The sequence below is a fragment of the Rhizorhabdus sp. P4_G5 genome, assembly GCF_056401065.1.
Genome location: NZ_JBFUKB010000008.1, coordinates 141,380 through 156,979, shown reverse-complemented (window position 1 = coordinate 156,979; position 15,600 = coordinate 141,380). Strand labels below are relative to the sequence as shown.

Here is a 15,600-nt window from a genome sequence, read left to right as displayed (position 1 = left end):
CAATGATCCAGATGCAGACGAACCTCGACGTAGCTGACAACAGCGGCGCCAAGAGGGTGCAGTGCATCAAGGTGCTGGGCGGTTCCAAGCGCCGTTTCGCGACCGTGGGCGACGTCATCGTCGTCTCGATCAAGGAAGCGGCGCCGCGCGGCAAGGTCAAGAAGGGTGACGTGCATCGCGCGGTCATCGTGCGCACCGCCAAGGACATTCACCGTCCGGACGGTTCGACGATCCGGTTCGATGGCAATGCCGCCGTCCTGATCAACAAGAACAGCGGTGAGCCGATCGGCACCCGCATCTTCGGCCCGGTTGTCCGCGAGCTCCGCGCCAAGAACCACATGAAGATCATCTCGCTCGCGCCTGAGGTGCTGTAATGTCCTCGCTTAAGATCAAGAAGGGCGACCGCGTCGTCGTCCTGTCCGGCAAGGACAAGGGCAAGACCGGCGAAGTCACCAAGTCCTTTCCGAAGGACGGCAAGGTGATCGTGTCGGGCGTAAATGTCTCGACCCGCCATCGCAAGGCGAGCCAGACCAACCCCCAGGGTGGTCTCGAGCGTGTCGAAGCGCCGATGCATGTCTCGAAGGTCGCGATCGCGACCGCTGACGGCAAGCCGACGCGCGTTCGCTTCGAAGTCCAGGATGGCAAGAAGGTCCGCGTCGCGGTCAAGACCGGGGAGACGATCAATGGCTGATGCCTACATCCCGCGCTTCAAGAAGCTTTATGATGACACCATCATCAAGGCGATGACCGAGAAGTTCGGCTACAAGAACGTCATGGAAGTGCCGAAGATCACCAAGATCGTCCTGAACATGGGCGTTGGTGAGGCTACCCAGGACAAGAAGAAGGTCGAGCAGGCCGCGAACGAAATGACGAAGATCGCCGGCCAGCGGGCGGTGATCACCAAGGCGAAGAAGTCGATCGCGCAGTTCAAGCTGCGCGAGGGCATGCCGATCGGCGCGAAGGTCACCCTCCGCCGCGAGCGCATGTACGAGTTCCTCGACCGCTTCGTTACCGTCGCGCTGCCTCGCGTTCGCGACTTTCGTGGACTGAACCCCAAGTCGTTCGACGGCCGCGGCAACTATGCTACCGGCCTGAAGGAACAGCTGATCTTCCCGGAGATCAGCTATGACTCGGTGGACAAGATCCGCGGCATGGATGTCATCATCGCCACCACGGCGAAGACCGACGATGAAGCGCGCGAGCTGCTGCGTCTGTTCGGCTTCCCCTTCCCGGTGGAAAATCAGGATCAGAAGCAGGCCGCGTAAGCGGTCTGCTCAGAGAAGGAAGAACTTAAGTCATGGCGAAACTGAGTTCGATCAACAAGAACGAGCGTCGCAAGAAGCTGGTCAAGGCTTATGCGGGCAAATATGCGCGTCTCAAGGCGATCGCGGACGACGAAGGCAAGGATGATTCCGAGCGGCTGATCGCCCGGCTGAAGCTGGCTGAAATCCCGCGCAATGCGAATCCGACCCGCGTGCGCAACCGTTGCGAAGTGACGGGCCGTCCCCGCGCTTATTATCGCAAGTTCCGGCTTTGCCGTATTCAGCTGCGTGATCTGGCCAACAAGGGCCTGATCCCCGGCGTTACGAAGTCGAGCTGGTAAGGAAGATAGAAGATGGCTCTGACCGATCCCTTGGGTGATTTGCTCACCCGCATCCGCAATGGGCAGCGCGCCCGCAAGGACAGCGTGACTTCTCCCGCTTCCAAGCTGCGTGCCCGCGTTCTCGACGTGCTTCAGCGCGAAGGCTATATCCGTGGCTATAGCGAGGAAGAGCTCGCCGGTCACAACGGCCTGCGCATCGAGCTGAAATATTTCGAAGGGCAACCTGCTATTCAGCATGTCGCCCGTGTCTCCAAGCCTGGTCGCCGCGTCTATTCGGGTTCGAAGGACCTGCCGCGCGTTCGCAACGGCCTGGGCATCACCATCGTCTCGACGCCAAAGGGTGTTCTGTCCGACGCGGAAGCGCGTGAGCAGAATGTCGGCGGCGAGGTTCTCGCGGAGGTCTTCTGATGAGCCGCATTGGTAAGAAGCCGGTCCCCGTACCGGCCGGCGTCACCGCCTCGATCGAAGGCAAGACGCTTTCGGTCAAGGGCCCGAAGGGTGCCCTCACGCTGAGCCTGGCCGACGAGGTCAGCTACGCGATCGAGGAGGGCCATATCCAGGTCCTGCCAGCCAACGAGACGAAGCGCGCCCGGTCCTTCTGGGGCATGCAGCGCACGATGGTGCAGAACCTGGTGACCGGCGTGACGGAGGGCTACACCAAGACCCTTCAGATCACCGGCGTCGGCTATCGCGCCAACGTCCAGGGCAAGAACCTGAAGCTGCAGCTCGGCTACAGCCATGATGTCGACTTCGCGATCCCCGAGGGTATCACGATCGCGACGCCGGATCAGACCACGGTCAATATCTCCGGAATCGACAAGCAGCAGGTCGGCCAGGTCGCCGCCGAAATCCGCCGCTGGCGCAAGCCCGAGCCCTACAAGGGCAAGGGTATCAAATATGCCGGCGAGTATATCTTCCGCAAGGAAGGGAAGAAGAAGTAATGGCCAAGGGTCTTTCTCTTTTCGAGCGCCGCCGTCGGCGCGTTCGTACCGCGCTTCGCTCGAAGGGCGGCATGCGTCCGCGCCTCTCGGTGCATCGTTCGGGCCGTCATATCTACGCTCAGGTCATCGACGACGAGGCCGGCCGCACGGTCGCAGCGGCGTCGACCCTCGACAAGGATGTCAAGGGCAGCACCGGCGCCACCGCGGAAGCGGCGGCAGCGGTCGGCAAGCGTGTCGCCGAGCGTGCCAAGGCGGTCGGGGTCACCCAGGTGGTGTTCGATCGTGGCGGCTTCCTGTTCCATGGTCGCGTCAAGGCGCTGGCCGATGCTGCCCGCGAAGGCGGATTGGAGTTCTAAATGGCTGACGAAACCGAAATCCAGGCAGCAGCCCCAGCGGAAGCCGTACCTGGCGCCGAGCCCCAGGGCGAGCGTCGAGGCCGTGGCGGCCGTGGTCGTGGCGGTGGCGCCGGCGGTGGCAACGATCGTGGCGGCCGTGGCCGTGACGGCAACCGTGGCCGTCGCGACGATCGCAATAAGAACACCGACGATCAGGGCGAAGAGCTGATCGAGAAGCTTGTCCACATCAACCGCGTCTCGAAGACGGTGAAGGGCGGCAAGCGCTTCGGCTTTGCGGCGCTGGTCGTCGTGGGCGACGGCAAGGGTCGTGCGGGCTTCGGCCATGGCAAGGCGCGCGAAGTGCCGGAAGCGATCGCCAAGGCGACCGCGGCGGCCAAGAAGGCGATGGTTCGTGTTCCGTTGCGTGAGGGCCGGACCCTGCATCATGACGGCAAGGGCCATTTCGGCGCCGGCCGCGTGACGGTCCGCACCGCGCCTCCGGGCACCGGCATCATCGCCGGCGGTCCGATGCGCGCGATCTTCGAGAGCCTCGGCGTCCATGACGTCGTGACCAAGTCGGTCGGCACCTCGAACCCGTACAACATGATCCGGGCGACCTTCGAGGCGCTCGGCGAGCAGACTTCGCCGAAGTCGGTTTCGCAGCGCCGTGGCAAGAAGATCGCCGACCTGCTGGGTCGTGGCGGTGTTTCGGCTCCGGTTGCCGAGGCCGATGCCGCGGCGATCACGGAGTAAGTGACGATGGCTGACAAGACGATCAAGGTAACGCAGATCGGTTCGCCGATCCGTCGCCCCGACGATCAGCGCGCGACGCTGATCGGCCTCGGTCTCAACAAGATGCACCGGACCCGCGAGCTCCAGGACACGCCGGCCGTGCGTGGCATGATCTCCAAGGTCCAGCATATGGTCAAAATCGAGGATTGATCCTCGATGGTCCTGCCCCTAGGGGGAGGGCCGCGATGAAACGGGGTGGATGGTGAAGGCCGTCCGCCCCTTTCCATCATTTTCAGCGCGAACATAGCGAAAGCGAGTGCACAAAATGAAACTGAACGATCTCCGCGACAATGCAGGCGCCCGCAAGAGCCGGGTGCGCGTCGGACGTGGCATCGGCTCCGGCCTGGGCAAGACCGCCGGGCGCGGCCAGAAGGGCCAGAAGAGCCGCTCCGGCGTCTCCGTCAAGGGCTTCGAAGGCGGCCAGATGCCGCTCCACATGCGGCTCCCGAAGCGCGGCTTCAACAACATCTTCGCCAAGGATTATGCCGAGGTGAACCTCGGCGCGATCCAGAAGCTGGTCGATGCCGGCAAGCTGGAGGCCAGCGGCGTGATCGATCATGCCGTTCTCCAGGCGGCCGGCGTGGCCCGTGGCGGCAAGGACGGCGTGCGCGTGCTCGGCAAGGGCGAGCTGACGGCGAAGCTGTCGTTCAAGGTCGCCGGAATCTCGGCCGGCGCCAAGGCGGCGATCGAGAAGGCCGGCGGTTCGGTCGAGGTGATCGAGGTCGTGGCCGCCGCCGACAAGGCGAAGGCGAAGCATCGCACCGTCCAGAAGGTGCGCGCTGCCGACAAGGAAGCCAAGAAGGCTGCGGCCAAAGCTTGAGCCGCCTCGCATTGGGCTTAGACAAGCCCGACGCGAACACTATATGAGGCGGCGGAGGGGCTGATCGGCTCCCCCGCCGTTTCCATTTCCGGGGTCAGTGAATACTATGGCATCCGCAGCCGAACAAATGGCCGCCAATGTGAATCTGGGCCAGTTCGCCAAGGCGACCGAGCTCAAGAAGCGCCTGTGGTTCACCCTGGGCGCATTGATCGTCTTCCGTCTGCTCAGCCATGTGCCGCTGCCGGGGCTCGATCCGCGCGCGCTGGCATCGCTGTTCGACACCACCAAAGGTGGCGTGCTCGATTTCTTCAACGCCTTCTCGGGCGGCTCGCTGACGCGCATGTCGCTGATCGCGCTCGGCGTGATGCCGTATATCACGGCCTCGATCGTGGTGCAGCTGGCGACCTCGCTGTCGCCGACGCTTGCCGCGATCAAGAAGGAAGGCGAGAGCGGGCGCAAGAAGCTCAACCAATATACCCGCTACGGCACGGTGCTGCTGACCGGGATCCAAGGTTATTTCATAGCCGTGGGCCTTGAAAGCTGGGGTGCCAGCGCCGGGATGGATGCGGTCGTGGTCGATCCCTATCTTTTCCGCGCCACCACCGTGATCTCGCTGATCGGCGGCACCATGTTCCTGATGTGGCTTGGTGAGCAGATCACCAGCCGTGGCATCGGCAACGGCGTTTCGCTGATCATCATGGCCGGTATCGTGTCGCAGCTGCCGACCGCGCTGGCGAACCTGTTTGAAGGCGGCCGGACCGGATCGCTCTCGGCGGTGTTCATCATCGCCGCTGTGGTGGGCGTGGTCGCGCTGGTCGCCGGCATCGTTTTCATGGAGCGCGCCCAGCGCCGTGTGCTGATCCAATATCCCAAACGGCAAACCGCTCGGGGCCATATGCAGGCCGACAAGAGCCACCTGCCGCTCAAGATCAACACCGCCAATGTGATCCCGCCGATCTTCGCCTCGTCACTGCTGCTGATGCCGCTGACGGTGAGCCAGTTCGCTGGCCAGCGCGCCGCGGGTGAAAGCATGTGGGGCGATTTCATCATCGCGCTGAACCAGTATCTCCACCACGGCACGCCGCTCTACATGGCTCTCTATGCCGCGGGGATCATCTTCTTCTGCTTCTTCTACACCGCGGTGGTGTTCAACCCGGAAGAAACGGCGGACAACCTGAAGCGCTATGGCGGCTTCATCCCCGGCATCCGGCCGGGCAAGAATACCGCCGACTATCTCGATTATGTTCTGACGCGCATCACCGTGATCGGCGCTGCCTATCTGACCTTCATCTGCCTGGTGCCTGAATATGTCACTTCGCACTACGGTCTGGGCATCGCGCTGGGCGGCACCAGCCTGCTGATCGTGGTCAATGTGACCATCGACACGGTCACGCAGATCCAGAGCCATCTGCTGGCGCATCAATATGGCGACCTTATCAAGAAGGCGAAACTAAAGGGGGGGCAGCGCAGGTGATCTTTCAGAATTTCGCGGGGAGCAACCGTTCGTGAATATCATCCTGCTGGGACCGCCCGGCGCCGGCAAGGGTACGCAGGCGTCCAAACTCGTCGCCGATCGCGGCATGGTGCAGCTCTCGACCGGCGACATGCTGCGCGCCGCGGTCAAGGCCGGCACCCCGGTCGGCCTCAAGGCCAAGGCTGTCATGGATGCGGGCGAACTCGTCTCGGATGAGATCGTTTCCGGCCTGATCGGCGAGAAGCTGGACAGCATGGCGCCGGACGAAGGCGCCATCTTCGATGGCTATCCCCGCACCGAGGCGCAGGCCCATTCGCTGGATCAGATTCTCAAAAGCCGCGGCCGCACGCTCGATCATGTGATCGAGCTGGACGTCGATGAGGATGCGCTCGTCGAGCGGATCACCGGCCGCTATACCTGCGCGAGCTGCGGCGAGGGCTATCACGATGCCTTCAAGAAGCCCCTGGTCGCCGGCATCTGCGACAAATGCGGCGGCGCCGAGTTCAAGCGACGCCCGGACGACAACGAAGAAACGGTTCGCACGCGCATGACCGAATATCGGGCAAAGACCGCGCCGATACTGCCGCTCTACGAAGCGCGTGGGCTGGTCCAGCGGGTCGACGGCATGGCCGATATGAATGAAGTGTCGGCCGCAATCGCGGGAATATTGGGCGCCTGACCGACTGTCGGGCCGAGTGTCGTCAAAGTCACTTTGGCTTTGACGCATTTTGGTGCATGTTCCCTGCATAATGGAACAGCAACCGGTTAGGCGGCGTAGACGGAGGCGATCCTCGAAGGCCCGGCGCGAGGGGCTGGCATGGCTGGCTTATGTGATCAGTCTTGCCAGGCGGGCCTATTCCTGGGCCGGGCTCATCGCGATCCTCGCGGTGATATTGACGCTCGGATTGGGCGTGCCCGTGACGGTACTGGATTCGGTGCTGGGCTTCTGGAAGCATTGGTAAGGCGACGGCGCCTATTTTCGGCAGCCTGTCTGCCTGCCCGCAAGTCGGCACAACTCTAAGGTCGAGACCCATAACTTATGAGGTTGTGACAAGGGGAAAGAGGGCTCGTGGCAAGGCGCAAGCGCAGGCGGATAGCAGCGCTATCCGACAAGCGCGCAACGCGGCCACGGGCGCTCTTTCCCCTTGCCCTTCGGGTGGCGCGGAAGCGGGCGATCCGCAGCGTCGAACGATCTCGACGTGGCGCCGCCACGCCTTCGACCGTCCTCCTCGTGCCTCATCCCGCTTTCGCACCATCACGGCCTCATAAGTTACGGGTCTGGACCATTGTCGCTGCCCGGCGCCGAAGCTGGGTCATGCCATTATTTTTCCACTGAAAGCACTTGCTAGCGTAACGGAATCGCGGGATGCCTCTGGTCACGGACGCCGAGTCTCACGGGGATACGGTCAGCGTCTTAGGAGCAGGGGATAACCAATGGCAGTTTCTGATCATGTCGATCTCGCGTCGTTCGTCGAGGGTGTAAAGAAGCGCAATCCAGGCCAGCCGGAGTTCGCGCAGGCCGTGCAGGAAGTCGCCGAGGACATTTTCGACTTCATCGCCGATAAGGAGCAGTATCACAAATACCAGATCCTGCGCCGCATCGCCGAGCCCGACCGCGTCATCAGCTTCCGCGTTTGCTGGGAAGACGATAGCGGCAATATCCGCGTGCAGCGTGGCTGGCGCGTCCAGAACAACAATTCCATCGGGCCGTACAAGGGTGGCATCCGCTTCCATCCGTCGGTTACCGAGAGCGTGCTCAAGTTTCTCGCCTTCGAGCAGACCTTCAAGAACGCACTGACCGGCTTGCCGATGGGCGGCGGCAAGGGCGGCTCGAACTTCAACCCGAAGGGCAAGAGCGCGAACGAAGTCATGCGCTTCTGCCAGAGTTTCATGAACGAGCTCTATCGCCACATCGGTGCTGACACCGACGTTCCCGCCGGCGACATCGGCGTGGGCGGCCGCGAGATCGGCTACATGTTCGGCCAGTATAAGCGCCTCACCAACGAGTTCACCGGCGTTCTCACCGGCAAGGGCCTCGAATATGGCGGCTCACTGATCCGCACCGAGGCCACTGGCTATGGCGCCGTCTACTTCCTGCTCGAAATGCTGAAGACCAAGGGCAAGGACATGGTCGGCCTCAACGCCGTCATCTCGGGTTCGGGCAATGTCGCCACGCATGCGGCCGAGAAGATCAACCAGCTCGGCGGCAAGGTGCTGACCCTGTCGGATTCCGAGGGCTATATCTACGATCCGGACGGCATCTCGCAGGAGAAGGTCAACTGGATCAAGGATCTCAAGAACAAGCGCCGCGGCCGCATCTCGGAATATGTCACTGAGTTCAAGGGCGCCCAGTTCCATGGCAATGGCGCGCGTCCGTGGAGCGTCCCCTGCGACGTGGCGGTGCCTTGCGCAACGCAGAACGAGCTGAACGCCGAAGAAGCCGCAACGCTGGTCAAGAATGGCTGCTTCGCGGTGTCGGAAGGCGCCAACATGCCGACCACGCTGGATGGCACGCACGTCTTCAAGAAGGCCAAGATCCTGTTCGCACCCGGCAAGGCCGCCAATGCCGGCGGCGTCGCGGTATCCGGTCTCGAGATGAGCCAGAACTCGGCCCGCATCTCGTGGAAGGAAGAAGAACTGCAGCGCCTCCTCATCGACATCATGCAGGGCATTCACTCGCGCTGCGTCGAATATGGCGGCTCGGCCGGGTCCGATCATATCGATTATGTGAAGGGCGCCAACATCGCCGGCTTCAAGAAGGTCGCCGACGCGATGCTGGCCTACGGGGTGGTGTGATCGCCCCGATCCCGGACTGAAGGACAGGGCGCCCGCTCAAAGATGAGCGGGCGCCCTTTCTTTGGCTGCGAGATGCCGGGCGGGGGCTCCGTGCCTAAGGAAGTGACGCTCCACTACCCACCAGCTGGCGACGCCGGCGGAGAGCGCGAGGATCAGCGATAGCAGCACGAACAGCGGGAAGGACAGATCGAGCGTCGCGACCAGCATCTGCTGGATGACGAAGGCATAGAGATAGGTACCGTAGGAAAAATCGCCGTAGCGAGCGGCGCCCGACAGCGCGATGGCGGGGTGAAAGGCGCACCACAGCATGAGGTAGGCGAGAACGGGCGGAGCGAGCAGATGCGCCGCGACGATGCCGATGGCGCCGCGGCCGCCGAAGTGGAAAGCAGTGAAGCAGGCGATCACGCCCGTGCCGAGCAGGAGCGTGGAGCGCGGAATGCTGTCACGGTAGAGGTAAGCGATCATGCCCGCGAGGAAATTGGGAAGGATCTGGAACCAGAGATAGGGCCAGCCGATCGCAGCGCGCAGCAGTTCCGGGCCGCCCGGTTTGCGGCCGCTGAGATCGAGCCAGCACCAGGCCACCACAATGGCGGCATAGACCAGTAGCGCTGTCAGGCGCCGTACCGGTAGGGCGAGGATACCCAGCATCAGCACGCCGAGATAGCAGAGGAACTCATATTTGATGCTCCACAGCGAACCGTTGATCGCCGGGATCGGATTGTCGGCGAACAGCGTGGGCAGGGGGAAGCGGTTGGCAAGCACCAGATTCCCCACGATCGTGCGCACGACTTCGCCGATCCCGATCGTAAAACCTGGCGCGAACAGCGGGGTGATCGCGAAGGCACAGATCGTGGTAGCGGCCAGATAGCCGGGGTAGATGCGGCGGACGCGCTTGATCATGAAGGCGCGGTTTGAAGCCGATCGTTCGTAGCTGTGCGCAATCAGGAAGCCGCTGATGATGAAGAACACCCAGACGCCGATCTCGCCGCTGTTGTAGAAGCCGTTGGTGGCGATCGACATCGGTTCGCGGTCCTCGTTGCCGAAGCGAAGCGCATAGCTGTGCGAGAAGGCCACCAGCAGCGCCATCGTCAGTCGGATCGCATCGAAATTATTATGTCCGAAACGGCTGCTGTCGGACGGAACGAGCCGCCTGGTCGTCGCGATCACCTGAGCCCCCCATGGATTTCCGATCTCTTCTTGCCCGATTACGCGGCTCAAGCCCATATCCGGCGGATCTTCGTCGGATCGCGGACCTCCGGGTTGACACGACTCGATCACCTGACTAGTGACCCTCGCTCCCTTAACCTTCCAACCGGTACCGCTTCGCGCGCGTGCCGTGTTTGCTGCGTTCTGGGGGGCGGCCCCGGTCCGATGGGGCGAGCGTCGAGATGGAGCGGTCTGCCAGCCGCACCGTGGAGCAGGAGAATAGCACAGTGGCACGTATCGCGGGTGTAAATATCCCGACCAACAAGCGCGTCGAAATCGCGCTGACCTACATTCACGGCATTGGTTCGACCAAGGCCAAGGAAATCACCACCAAGCTCGGCATCGAGCCGCAGCGTCGCGTCCAGGACCTCAGCGATCAGGAAGTGCTCCAGATCCGCGAGGCGATCGACGCCAGCTATACCGTGGAAGGCGATCTTCGCCGCCAGGTGGCGATGAACATCAAGCGCCTGATGGATCTGGCCTGCTATCGCGGCCTGCGTCATCGCAAGGGCCTGCCGGTCCGCGGTCAGCGCACGCATACCAATGCGCGCACCCGCAAGGGCAAGGCCAAGCCGATCGCCGGCAAGAAGAAGTAATGGGCTTGAGCGCCGGGCTTTCGCTCCGGCGCTCGCTCCTTCAGGTAGGAAACGGATAACATGGCACGTGAACCTCAGCGCATTCGCCGCCGCGAGCGCAAGAACATCACCGCCGGCGTCGCGCATGTGAACGCCAGCTTCAACAACACGATGATCACGATCACCGATGCACAGGGCAATGCGATTGCCTGGTCGTCGGCAGGCATGATGGGCTTCAAGGGCAGCCGCAAGTCGACGCCTTACGCAGCCCAGGTCGCCGCCGAAGACGCGGGCAAGAAGGCCGCCGAGCACGGCGTCCGCACGCTCGAGGTCGAGGTGAAGGGTCCCGGATCGGGCCGCGAGTCGGCGCTGCGCGCGCTGCAGGCGGTCGGCTTCCACATCACGTCCATCCGCGACGTGACGCCGATCCCGCATAATGGCGTGCGCCCTTCGAAGCGTCGCCGCGTCTGATCCGGCGCGGAAGGCCGCGTGCCTTCCGCTCTCAACGATTTCCGGCAGGTTGCCTTCCGCGCCTGCCATACCCCAAGGGGAACACAGTGGCTGTCAACGCAAAGAACTGGCAGGAACTCAAGAAGCCGAACGGCCTCGAAAAGAAGTCGGGCGGCGATAGCAAGCGCAAGGCGACCTTCGTCGCCGAGCCGCTCGAGCGGGGTTTCGGCCTGACGCTCGGCAACTCGCTGCGCCGCGTGCTGCTGTCCTCGCTGCAGGGCGCGGCCGTCACCTCGATCAAGATCGAGAACGTGCTTCACGAGTTCTCGTCGCTCGCGGGTGTGCGCGAGGACGTGACCGATATCGTGCTCAACGTGAAGCAGATCGCGCTCAAGATGCAGGGCGAGGGGCCGAAGCGCCTTCAGCTCTCCGCGACGGGCCCCGCCGAAGTCACCGCGGGCATGATCGCGGCCACCGGCGACATCGAGGTGATGAACCCCGATCTGGTGATCTGTCACCTCGACGATGCCGCGACGCTCAACATGGAGCTGACCGCGGATATCGGCAAGGGCTATGTCACCGCCGCGGCGAACCGCCCGGTGGACGCGCCGATCGGCCTGATCCCGGTGGACGCGCTCTATTCGCCGGTCCGCCAGGTTGCCTACAAGGTCGAGAACACCCGCGTCGGGCAGGAGCTCGACTATGACAAGCTCACCCTCACGATCGAGACCGACGGCACCGTGACCCCAGAGGACGCGCTGGCCTATTCGGCGCGCATCCTGCAGGACCAGCTCCAGCTGTTCGTCCACTTCGACGATGGCATGGCGATCTCGCAGCCGACTGCGGGCACCGCCTCGCCGGCAGCCGGGGGAGCGGAGCCGGAAGGCGATGCCAACCAGCTCAATCGTTACCTGCTCAAGAAGGTCGACGAGCTCGAGCTCAGCGTCCGCTCGGCGAACTGCCTCAAGAACGACAACATCATCTACATCGGTGATCTGGTCCAGAAGACCGAAGCCGAGATGCTGCGCACGCCGAACTTCGGCCGCAAGTCGCTCAACGAGATCAAGGAAGTCCTCGCTTCGATGGGGCTGCGCCTGGGCATGGAAATCCCAGGCTGGCCGCCTGAAAATATCGAGGAAATGGCCAAGAAGCTCGAACAGGAATTCTGATGAGGTTGGAGGAGCAATCCTCCCGCCTGTCATCCCGGCGGAAGCCGGGATCTCCCTTTCTCTTCCGCTAAGGAAGAGAGATTCCAGCTTTCGCTGGAATGACGAGGGAGGAAAGGGAAAGGGCGGCGCCCTAAACTGCCGCCTGGCTTGGGGTACCTCGTACGGCCCTCTGACAAACGAAGGACAAAATCATGCGCCATCGCGTAGGCGGTCGTAAGCTTCAGCGGACCGGATCACATCGTACCGCGCTGTTCCGCAACCAGTCGGCAGCGCTCATCAAGCATGAGCAGATCGTCACGACCCTCGCAAAGGCGAAGGAGCTTCGCCCCTATGTCGAGAAGCTCGTGACGCTCGCCAAGAAGGGCGGCCTGGCCAATCGCCGCCTTGCCCATGCGCGCCTGCTCGACGATACCCAGCTCCGGAAGCTGTTCGACGTGCTGGCCGAGCGCTACGCATCGCGCAACGGTGGCTACACCCGCATCATCAAGGCTGGCATCCGCGCTTCGGACGCAGCCTCTATGGCGATCATCGAGTTCGTCGATCGCGACGTCTCGGCCAAGGGCCAGGATTCGGGCCCGGTCGCCAGCGACGAGGACGTCGCCGAAGCCGCCTGACCGGTTTCGTTACCGACGGCATTGCAAAGAGAGCCGCGGGCGCTACGCTCGCGGCTCTCTTCGTTCGTGCTTGCGAGACACCGCCTGATGCCGCCGATCCAGGTGCGCGCCACCTTCCTTGCCATGTTGACGATGAGCATCACCTTGTCCGCGACCGCCGCCCAGCCTGCTGCCATCACCTATCCCGCGGCGAGGCGCGACGACATCGTCGACATGCAGTTCGGCGAAGCCGTGGCGGACCCCTATCGCTGGCTCGAGAATGACGTGCGCACCGACAAGGCCGTGGCGAGGTGGGTCGATGCCGAGAACAAGCTGACCGACAACTATCTCCGGTCGCTCGGCGGCAGTCGCGATGCAATCAAGGCCCGACTCAAGCTGCTGTGGAACTATGAGCGCTACGGCGTGCCGCGGAAACGGGGCGGGCGCTATTTCTACGCCTATAATAGCGGGCTCCAGAACCAACCGGTGCTGATGGTGCGCGACGGACTGGCTGGGAGCGAGCGTGAACTGCTCGATCCCAACCAATGGGCCAGCGACGGTGCTACCGCGCTCGACGACTGGCGCCCGTCGAACAATGGCGATCTGCTGCTCTATTCGATCCAGGATGGCGGCAGCGACTGGCGAACGCTGCGCGTTCTCGACGTTCTTACCGGCAAGACGCTCGCGGACGAGATCAAGTGGGTGAAGTTCTCGGTGCTCGCCTGGGACGGCGGCGGCAAGGGTTTCTTCTATTCGCGGTTCCCGGAGCCGGAGGATGGCGACGCGTTCCAACAGCTCAACCTGAATCAACAGGTCTATTATCACCTGATCGGCACGCCGCAGTCAGCCGACCGCCTGCTCTATGCGACACCGGCCAGGCCGGAGCTCAACCACCGGGTAGAGACGACCCAGGACGGCCGCTATGCGCTGGTCACGTCGAGCGCCGGCACCGACGAGCGCTACGAACTGACCTTGTTCGATCTAGCTGAGGCCCAGCCCCGGCCGAGGAAGCTCATACGCGGCTTCAGGCACGAATGGGCGCTGGCCGGCAGCATCGGCAGCCAACTCTTCTTCCGCACCAATCTTGCCGCCCCGCGGCAGCGCGTGGTGATGCTCGACGTTTCGCGGCCGCGGCCGAAGGCGGTGGAGATAATCCCCCAAGCGGCGGAGACGCTTGTGGGCGTTTCGCTCGTCGGGAGTCGGTTGATCCTCGCCTATCTCGGCGATGCGAAGACCGAAGCGTTGCTCTATGAATTGAACGGCACGCTGGTCGGCGCCATCAACCTGCCGGATGTCGGCTCCGGCGCGGGCTTCGGCGGGCGGGTCGGCGATCCCGAAACCTTCTTCAGCTTTTCCAGCTTTGCAACGCCTTCGACCATCTATCGGCTCGATACATCGACCAACCGGATGGAGCTCTTCATCCAGCCCAAGCTCGCCTTCGATCCGGCGGACTATGTCGTCGACCAGCGATTTTACGCGTCTAAGGACGGCACGCGCATTCCCATGTTCGTCGCCCGCAGGAAAAGCACGCCGCCGGGCGCACCGGCGCTGCTGTACGGCTATGGCGGCTTCAACGTCGCCGTGACTCCGGCCTTTTCTCCGGCGGTGCTCGGCTGGATGGAGATGGGCGGCGTCTATGCCGTGGCCAATCTTCGGGGCGGCGGCGAATATGGCAAGGCGTGGCATGATGCCGGTCGGCTCGAGGCCAAGCAGAATGTGTTCGACGATTTCATCGCCGCCGGCGAATATCTGATCTCCAGCGGCATCAGCGCCAAGGGGCGGTTGGCGGCCATCGGGCGCTCCAACGGGGGGCTGTTGGTGGGTGCGGTGATCAACCAGCGACCCGACCTCTTCGCCGCGGCCAATCCCGGCGTCGGTGTCATGGACATGCTCCGGTTCAACCGCTTCACCGCTGGCCGATATTGGGTCGACGACTATGGCGATCCGGCCAAGGAGGCGGATTTCAGGGTGTTGCGCCGCTATTCCCCCTATCACAATATCAGGTCAGGCGTCGAGTATCCCGCGGTGATGGTGACGACCGCGGATACCGACGACCGCGTCGTCCCCGGCCACAGCTTCAAATATGGCGCCGCGCTCCAGGCCGCCGACATCGGCTCGCGGCCGCACCTGATCCGCATCGAGACCCGGGCCGGCCATGGCTCGGGGAAGCCCACCGAAAAGGTGATCGAGGAATATGCCGACCTGTGGGCATTCCTCGGCCACTGGACGGGCATGGCGCTGCCGAAATAGGGCATCTGCACACGCATCGGCTGCCCGAGACGCAGGGGATGCCATTCAGCTCACCGCAAGCAACTGGCGGCTAATCGTAGCTCTGCCATAATATGCGTATCAGTCATCGGGGCGTGGATCATGTTCAAGACATTCATCGGTTCGGCAACGGCATTGGCTCTGGTGGCGAGCGCAAGCGCTCCGGTGCAGGCGCGACCCTATTGGGGCGGCTATCGCCATCATCACGGCGGCGGCGACACCTTCGGAAACATCCTGCTCGGTGCAGTGATCGCCGGCGGTGCCATCGCGGTGGCCAGCTCGGTCGGCAAGAACAAGGGCATCTCTTCGCGCCGGGGTGCGGACCAGCGCGACGATCTTCGCGACTCGGGCGACGATGCGCGTGAAGTGTCCTCGATCTGCACCAACGCCGTCGAGAATATGGCCAAGGGGCCGGTGTCGTCGGTCGATTCCGTAGGTCGCGATGGCGACGATGCCTGGCGGGTCGACGGGGTGGTCCGCGGCGAGCGCGGTGATCGCCAGTTCCTGTGCGACGTCCGCGAAGGCCAGGTCGAGTCGGTCCAGCTGCGCGAGCGCCTCGCAGCGCGCTGAAGCTGGCC

21 protein-coding genes are annotated in these 15,600 nt (G+C 63.3%); 20 read left to right on the top strand and 1 reads right to left on the bottom strand.

From position 1 onward, the window contains the following. Window positions 1-2: 2 nt before the first annotated feature. The 14 genes from rplN to gdhA all read left to right on the top strand — a co-directional run bounded on the left by rplN (window position 3) and on the right by gdhA (window position 8,761). A complete protein-coding gene (gene rplN, locus AC1DQK_RS15410; protein ID WP_011952186.1) occupies window positions 3-374 on the top strand; it encodes a 50S ribosomal protein L14 in 372 nt (123 codons plus the stop codon). After that, window positions 374-691: a 50S ribosomal protein L24 gene (gene rplX, locus AC1DQK_RS15405; RefSeq protein WP_477872051.1), complete on the top strand. Its 318-nt coding sequence runs from the start codon at window positions 374-376 to the stop codon at window positions 689-691. The genes rplN and rplX overlap by 1 nt, the downstream gene beginning before the upstream one ends. Continuing rightward, window positions 684-1,265, top strand: coding sequence for a 50S ribosomal protein L5 (rplE, locus tag AC1DQK_RS15400; RefSeq protein ID WP_477872049.1), 582 nt, complete (start codon window positions 684-686; stop codon window positions 1,263-1,265). The genes rplX and rplE overlap by 8 nt, the downstream gene beginning before the upstream one ends. Before the next feature lie 32 nt (window positions 1,266-1,297). Then, window positions 1,298-1,603: a 30S ribosomal protein S14 gene (gene rpsN, locus AC1DQK_RS15395; RefSeq protein ID WP_477872047.1), complete on the top strand. Its 306-nt coding sequence runs from the start codon at window positions 1,298-1,300 to the stop codon at window positions 1,601-1,603. A gap of 12 nt (window positions 1,604-1,615) precedes the next feature. Further along, the gene (gene rpsH / locus AC1DQK_RS15390; protein ID WP_477872045.1) at window positions 1,616-2,011 is read left to right on the top strand and encodes a 30S ribosomal protein S8; all 396 of its coding nucleotides are present in this window, start codon (window positions 1,616-1,618) and stop codon (window positions 2,009-2,011) included. Continuing rightward, window positions 2,011-2,544, top strand: coding sequence for a 50S ribosomal protein L6 (gene rplF / locus AC1DQK_RS15385; protein ID WP_477872043.1), 534 nt, complete (start codon window positions 2,011-2,013; stop codon window positions 2,542-2,544). The genes rpsH and rplF overlap by 1 nt, the downstream gene beginning before the upstream one ends. Further along, entirely contained in the window at window positions 2,544-2,900 is a 357-nt protein-coding gene (rplR, locus tag AC1DQK_RS15380) for a 50S ribosomal protein L18 (protein ID WP_477872041.1), read from the top strand. The genes rplF and rplR overlap by 1 nt, the downstream gene beginning before the upstream one ends. Then, window positions 2,901-3,632: a 30S ribosomal protein S5 gene (gene rpsE / locus AC1DQK_RS15375; RefSeq protein WP_477872039.1), complete on the top strand. Its 732-nt coding sequence runs from the start codon at window positions 2,901-2,903 to the stop codon at window positions 3,630-3,632. Window positions 3,633-3,638: 6 nt separating this feature from the next. Further along, window positions 3,639-3,821 carry a 50S ribosomal protein L30 gene (gene rpmD, locus AC1DQK_RS15370; RefSeq protein ID WP_340317061.1) on the top strand — a complete coding sequence of 61 codons (183 nt, stop codon included), beginning with the start codon at window positions 3,639-3,641 and terminating at the stop codon, window positions 3,819-3,821. 115 nt (window positions 3,822-3,936) lie between these two features. Continuing rightward, entirely contained in the window at window positions 3,937-4,491 is a 555-nt protein-coding gene (gene rplO, locus AC1DQK_RS15365; RefSeq protein WP_477872037.1) for a 50S ribosomal protein L15, read from the top strand. Window positions 4,492-4,597: 106 nt separating this feature from the next. Continuing rightward, window positions 4,598-5,965 carry a preprotein translocase subunit SecY gene (gene secY / locus AC1DQK_RS15360; protein ID WP_477872035.1) on the top strand — a complete coding sequence of 456 codons (1,368 nt, stop codon included), beginning with the start codon at window positions 4,598-4,600 and terminating at the stop codon, window positions 5,963-5,965. Between the two features lie 31 nt (window positions 5,966-5,996). Next, window positions 5,997-6,644, top strand: coding sequence for an adenylate kinase (locus AC1DQK_RS15355; RefSeq protein WP_477872033.1), 648 nt, complete (start codon window positions 5,997-5,999; stop codon window positions 6,642-6,644). A gap of 70 nt (window positions 6,645-6,714) precedes the next feature. Further along, window positions 6,715-6,927: a hypothetical protein gene (locus AC1DQK_RS15350; protein WP_477872031.1), complete on the top strand. Its 213-nt coding sequence runs from the start codon at window positions 6,715-6,717 to the stop codon at window positions 6,925-6,927. 472 nt (window positions 6,928-7,399) lie between these two features. After that, window positions 7,400-8,761: an NADP-specific glutamate dehydrogenase gene (gdhA, locus tag AC1DQK_RS15345; RefSeq protein ID WP_477872029.1), complete on the top strand. Its 1,362-nt coding sequence runs from the start codon at window positions 7,400-7,402 to the stop codon at window positions 8,759-8,761. A 36-nt stretch (window positions 8,762-8,797) separates the two neighbouring features. Here the strand turns inward: gdhA and AC1DQK_RS15340 are convergent, their stop codons facing one another. Beyond that, complete coding sequence (locus AC1DQK_RS15340; protein WP_477872027.1) at window positions 8,798-9,928, bottom strand: acyltransferase family protein; 1,131 nt, start codon at window positions 9,926-9,928, stop codon at window positions 8,798-8,800. Window positions 9,929-10,194: 266 nt separating this feature from the next. Here AC1DQK_RS15340 and rpsM point away from each other — a divergent pair, with 266 nt between their 5' ends. The 6 genes from rpsM (at window position 10,195) to AC1DQK_RS15310 (ending at window position 15,592) form a co-directional block, all read left to right on the top strand. Further along, window positions 10,195-10,563, top strand: coding sequence for a 30S ribosomal protein S13 (rpsM, locus tag AC1DQK_RS15335; protein WP_046194300.1), 369 nt, complete (start codon window positions 10,195-10,197; stop codon window positions 10,561-10,563). Window positions 10,564-10,623: 60 nt separating this feature from the next. Further along, window positions 10,624-11,013: a 30S ribosomal protein S11 gene (gene rpsK / locus AC1DQK_RS15330; RefSeq protein WP_011952170.1), complete on the top strand. Its 390-nt coding sequence runs from the start codon at window positions 10,624-10,626 to the stop codon at window positions 11,011-11,013. 86 nt (window positions 11,014-11,099) lie between these two features. Next, entirely contained in the window at window positions 11,100-12,161 is a 1,062-nt protein-coding gene (locus tag AC1DQK_RS15325) for a DNA-directed RNA polymerase subunit alpha (protein ID WP_477872024.1), read from the top strand. Window positions 12,162-12,352: 191 nt separating this feature from the next. After that, on the top strand, window positions 12,353-12,775 hold the full coding sequence (rplQ, locus tag AC1DQK_RS15320; protein WP_340317069.1) for a 50S ribosomal protein L17: 423 nt from the start codon (window positions 12,353-12,355) through the stop codon (window positions 12,773-12,775). Between the two features lie 87 nt (window positions 12,776-12,862). Continuing rightward, window positions 12,863-15,004: a prolyl oligopeptidase family serine peptidase gene (locus AC1DQK_RS15315; RefSeq protein WP_477872022.1), complete on the top strand. Its 2,142-nt coding sequence runs from the start codon at window positions 12,863-12,865 to the stop codon at window positions 15,002-15,004. Window positions 15,005-15,124: 120 nt separating this feature from the next. Next, window positions 15,125-15,592 carry a hypothetical protein gene (locus tag AC1DQK_RS15310; protein ID WP_477872020.1) on the top strand — a complete coding sequence of 156 codons (468 nt, stop codon included), beginning with the start codon at window positions 15,125-15,127 and terminating at the stop codon, window positions 15,590-15,592. The last annotated feature ends 8 nt before the right edge of the window (window positions 15,593-15,600 follow it).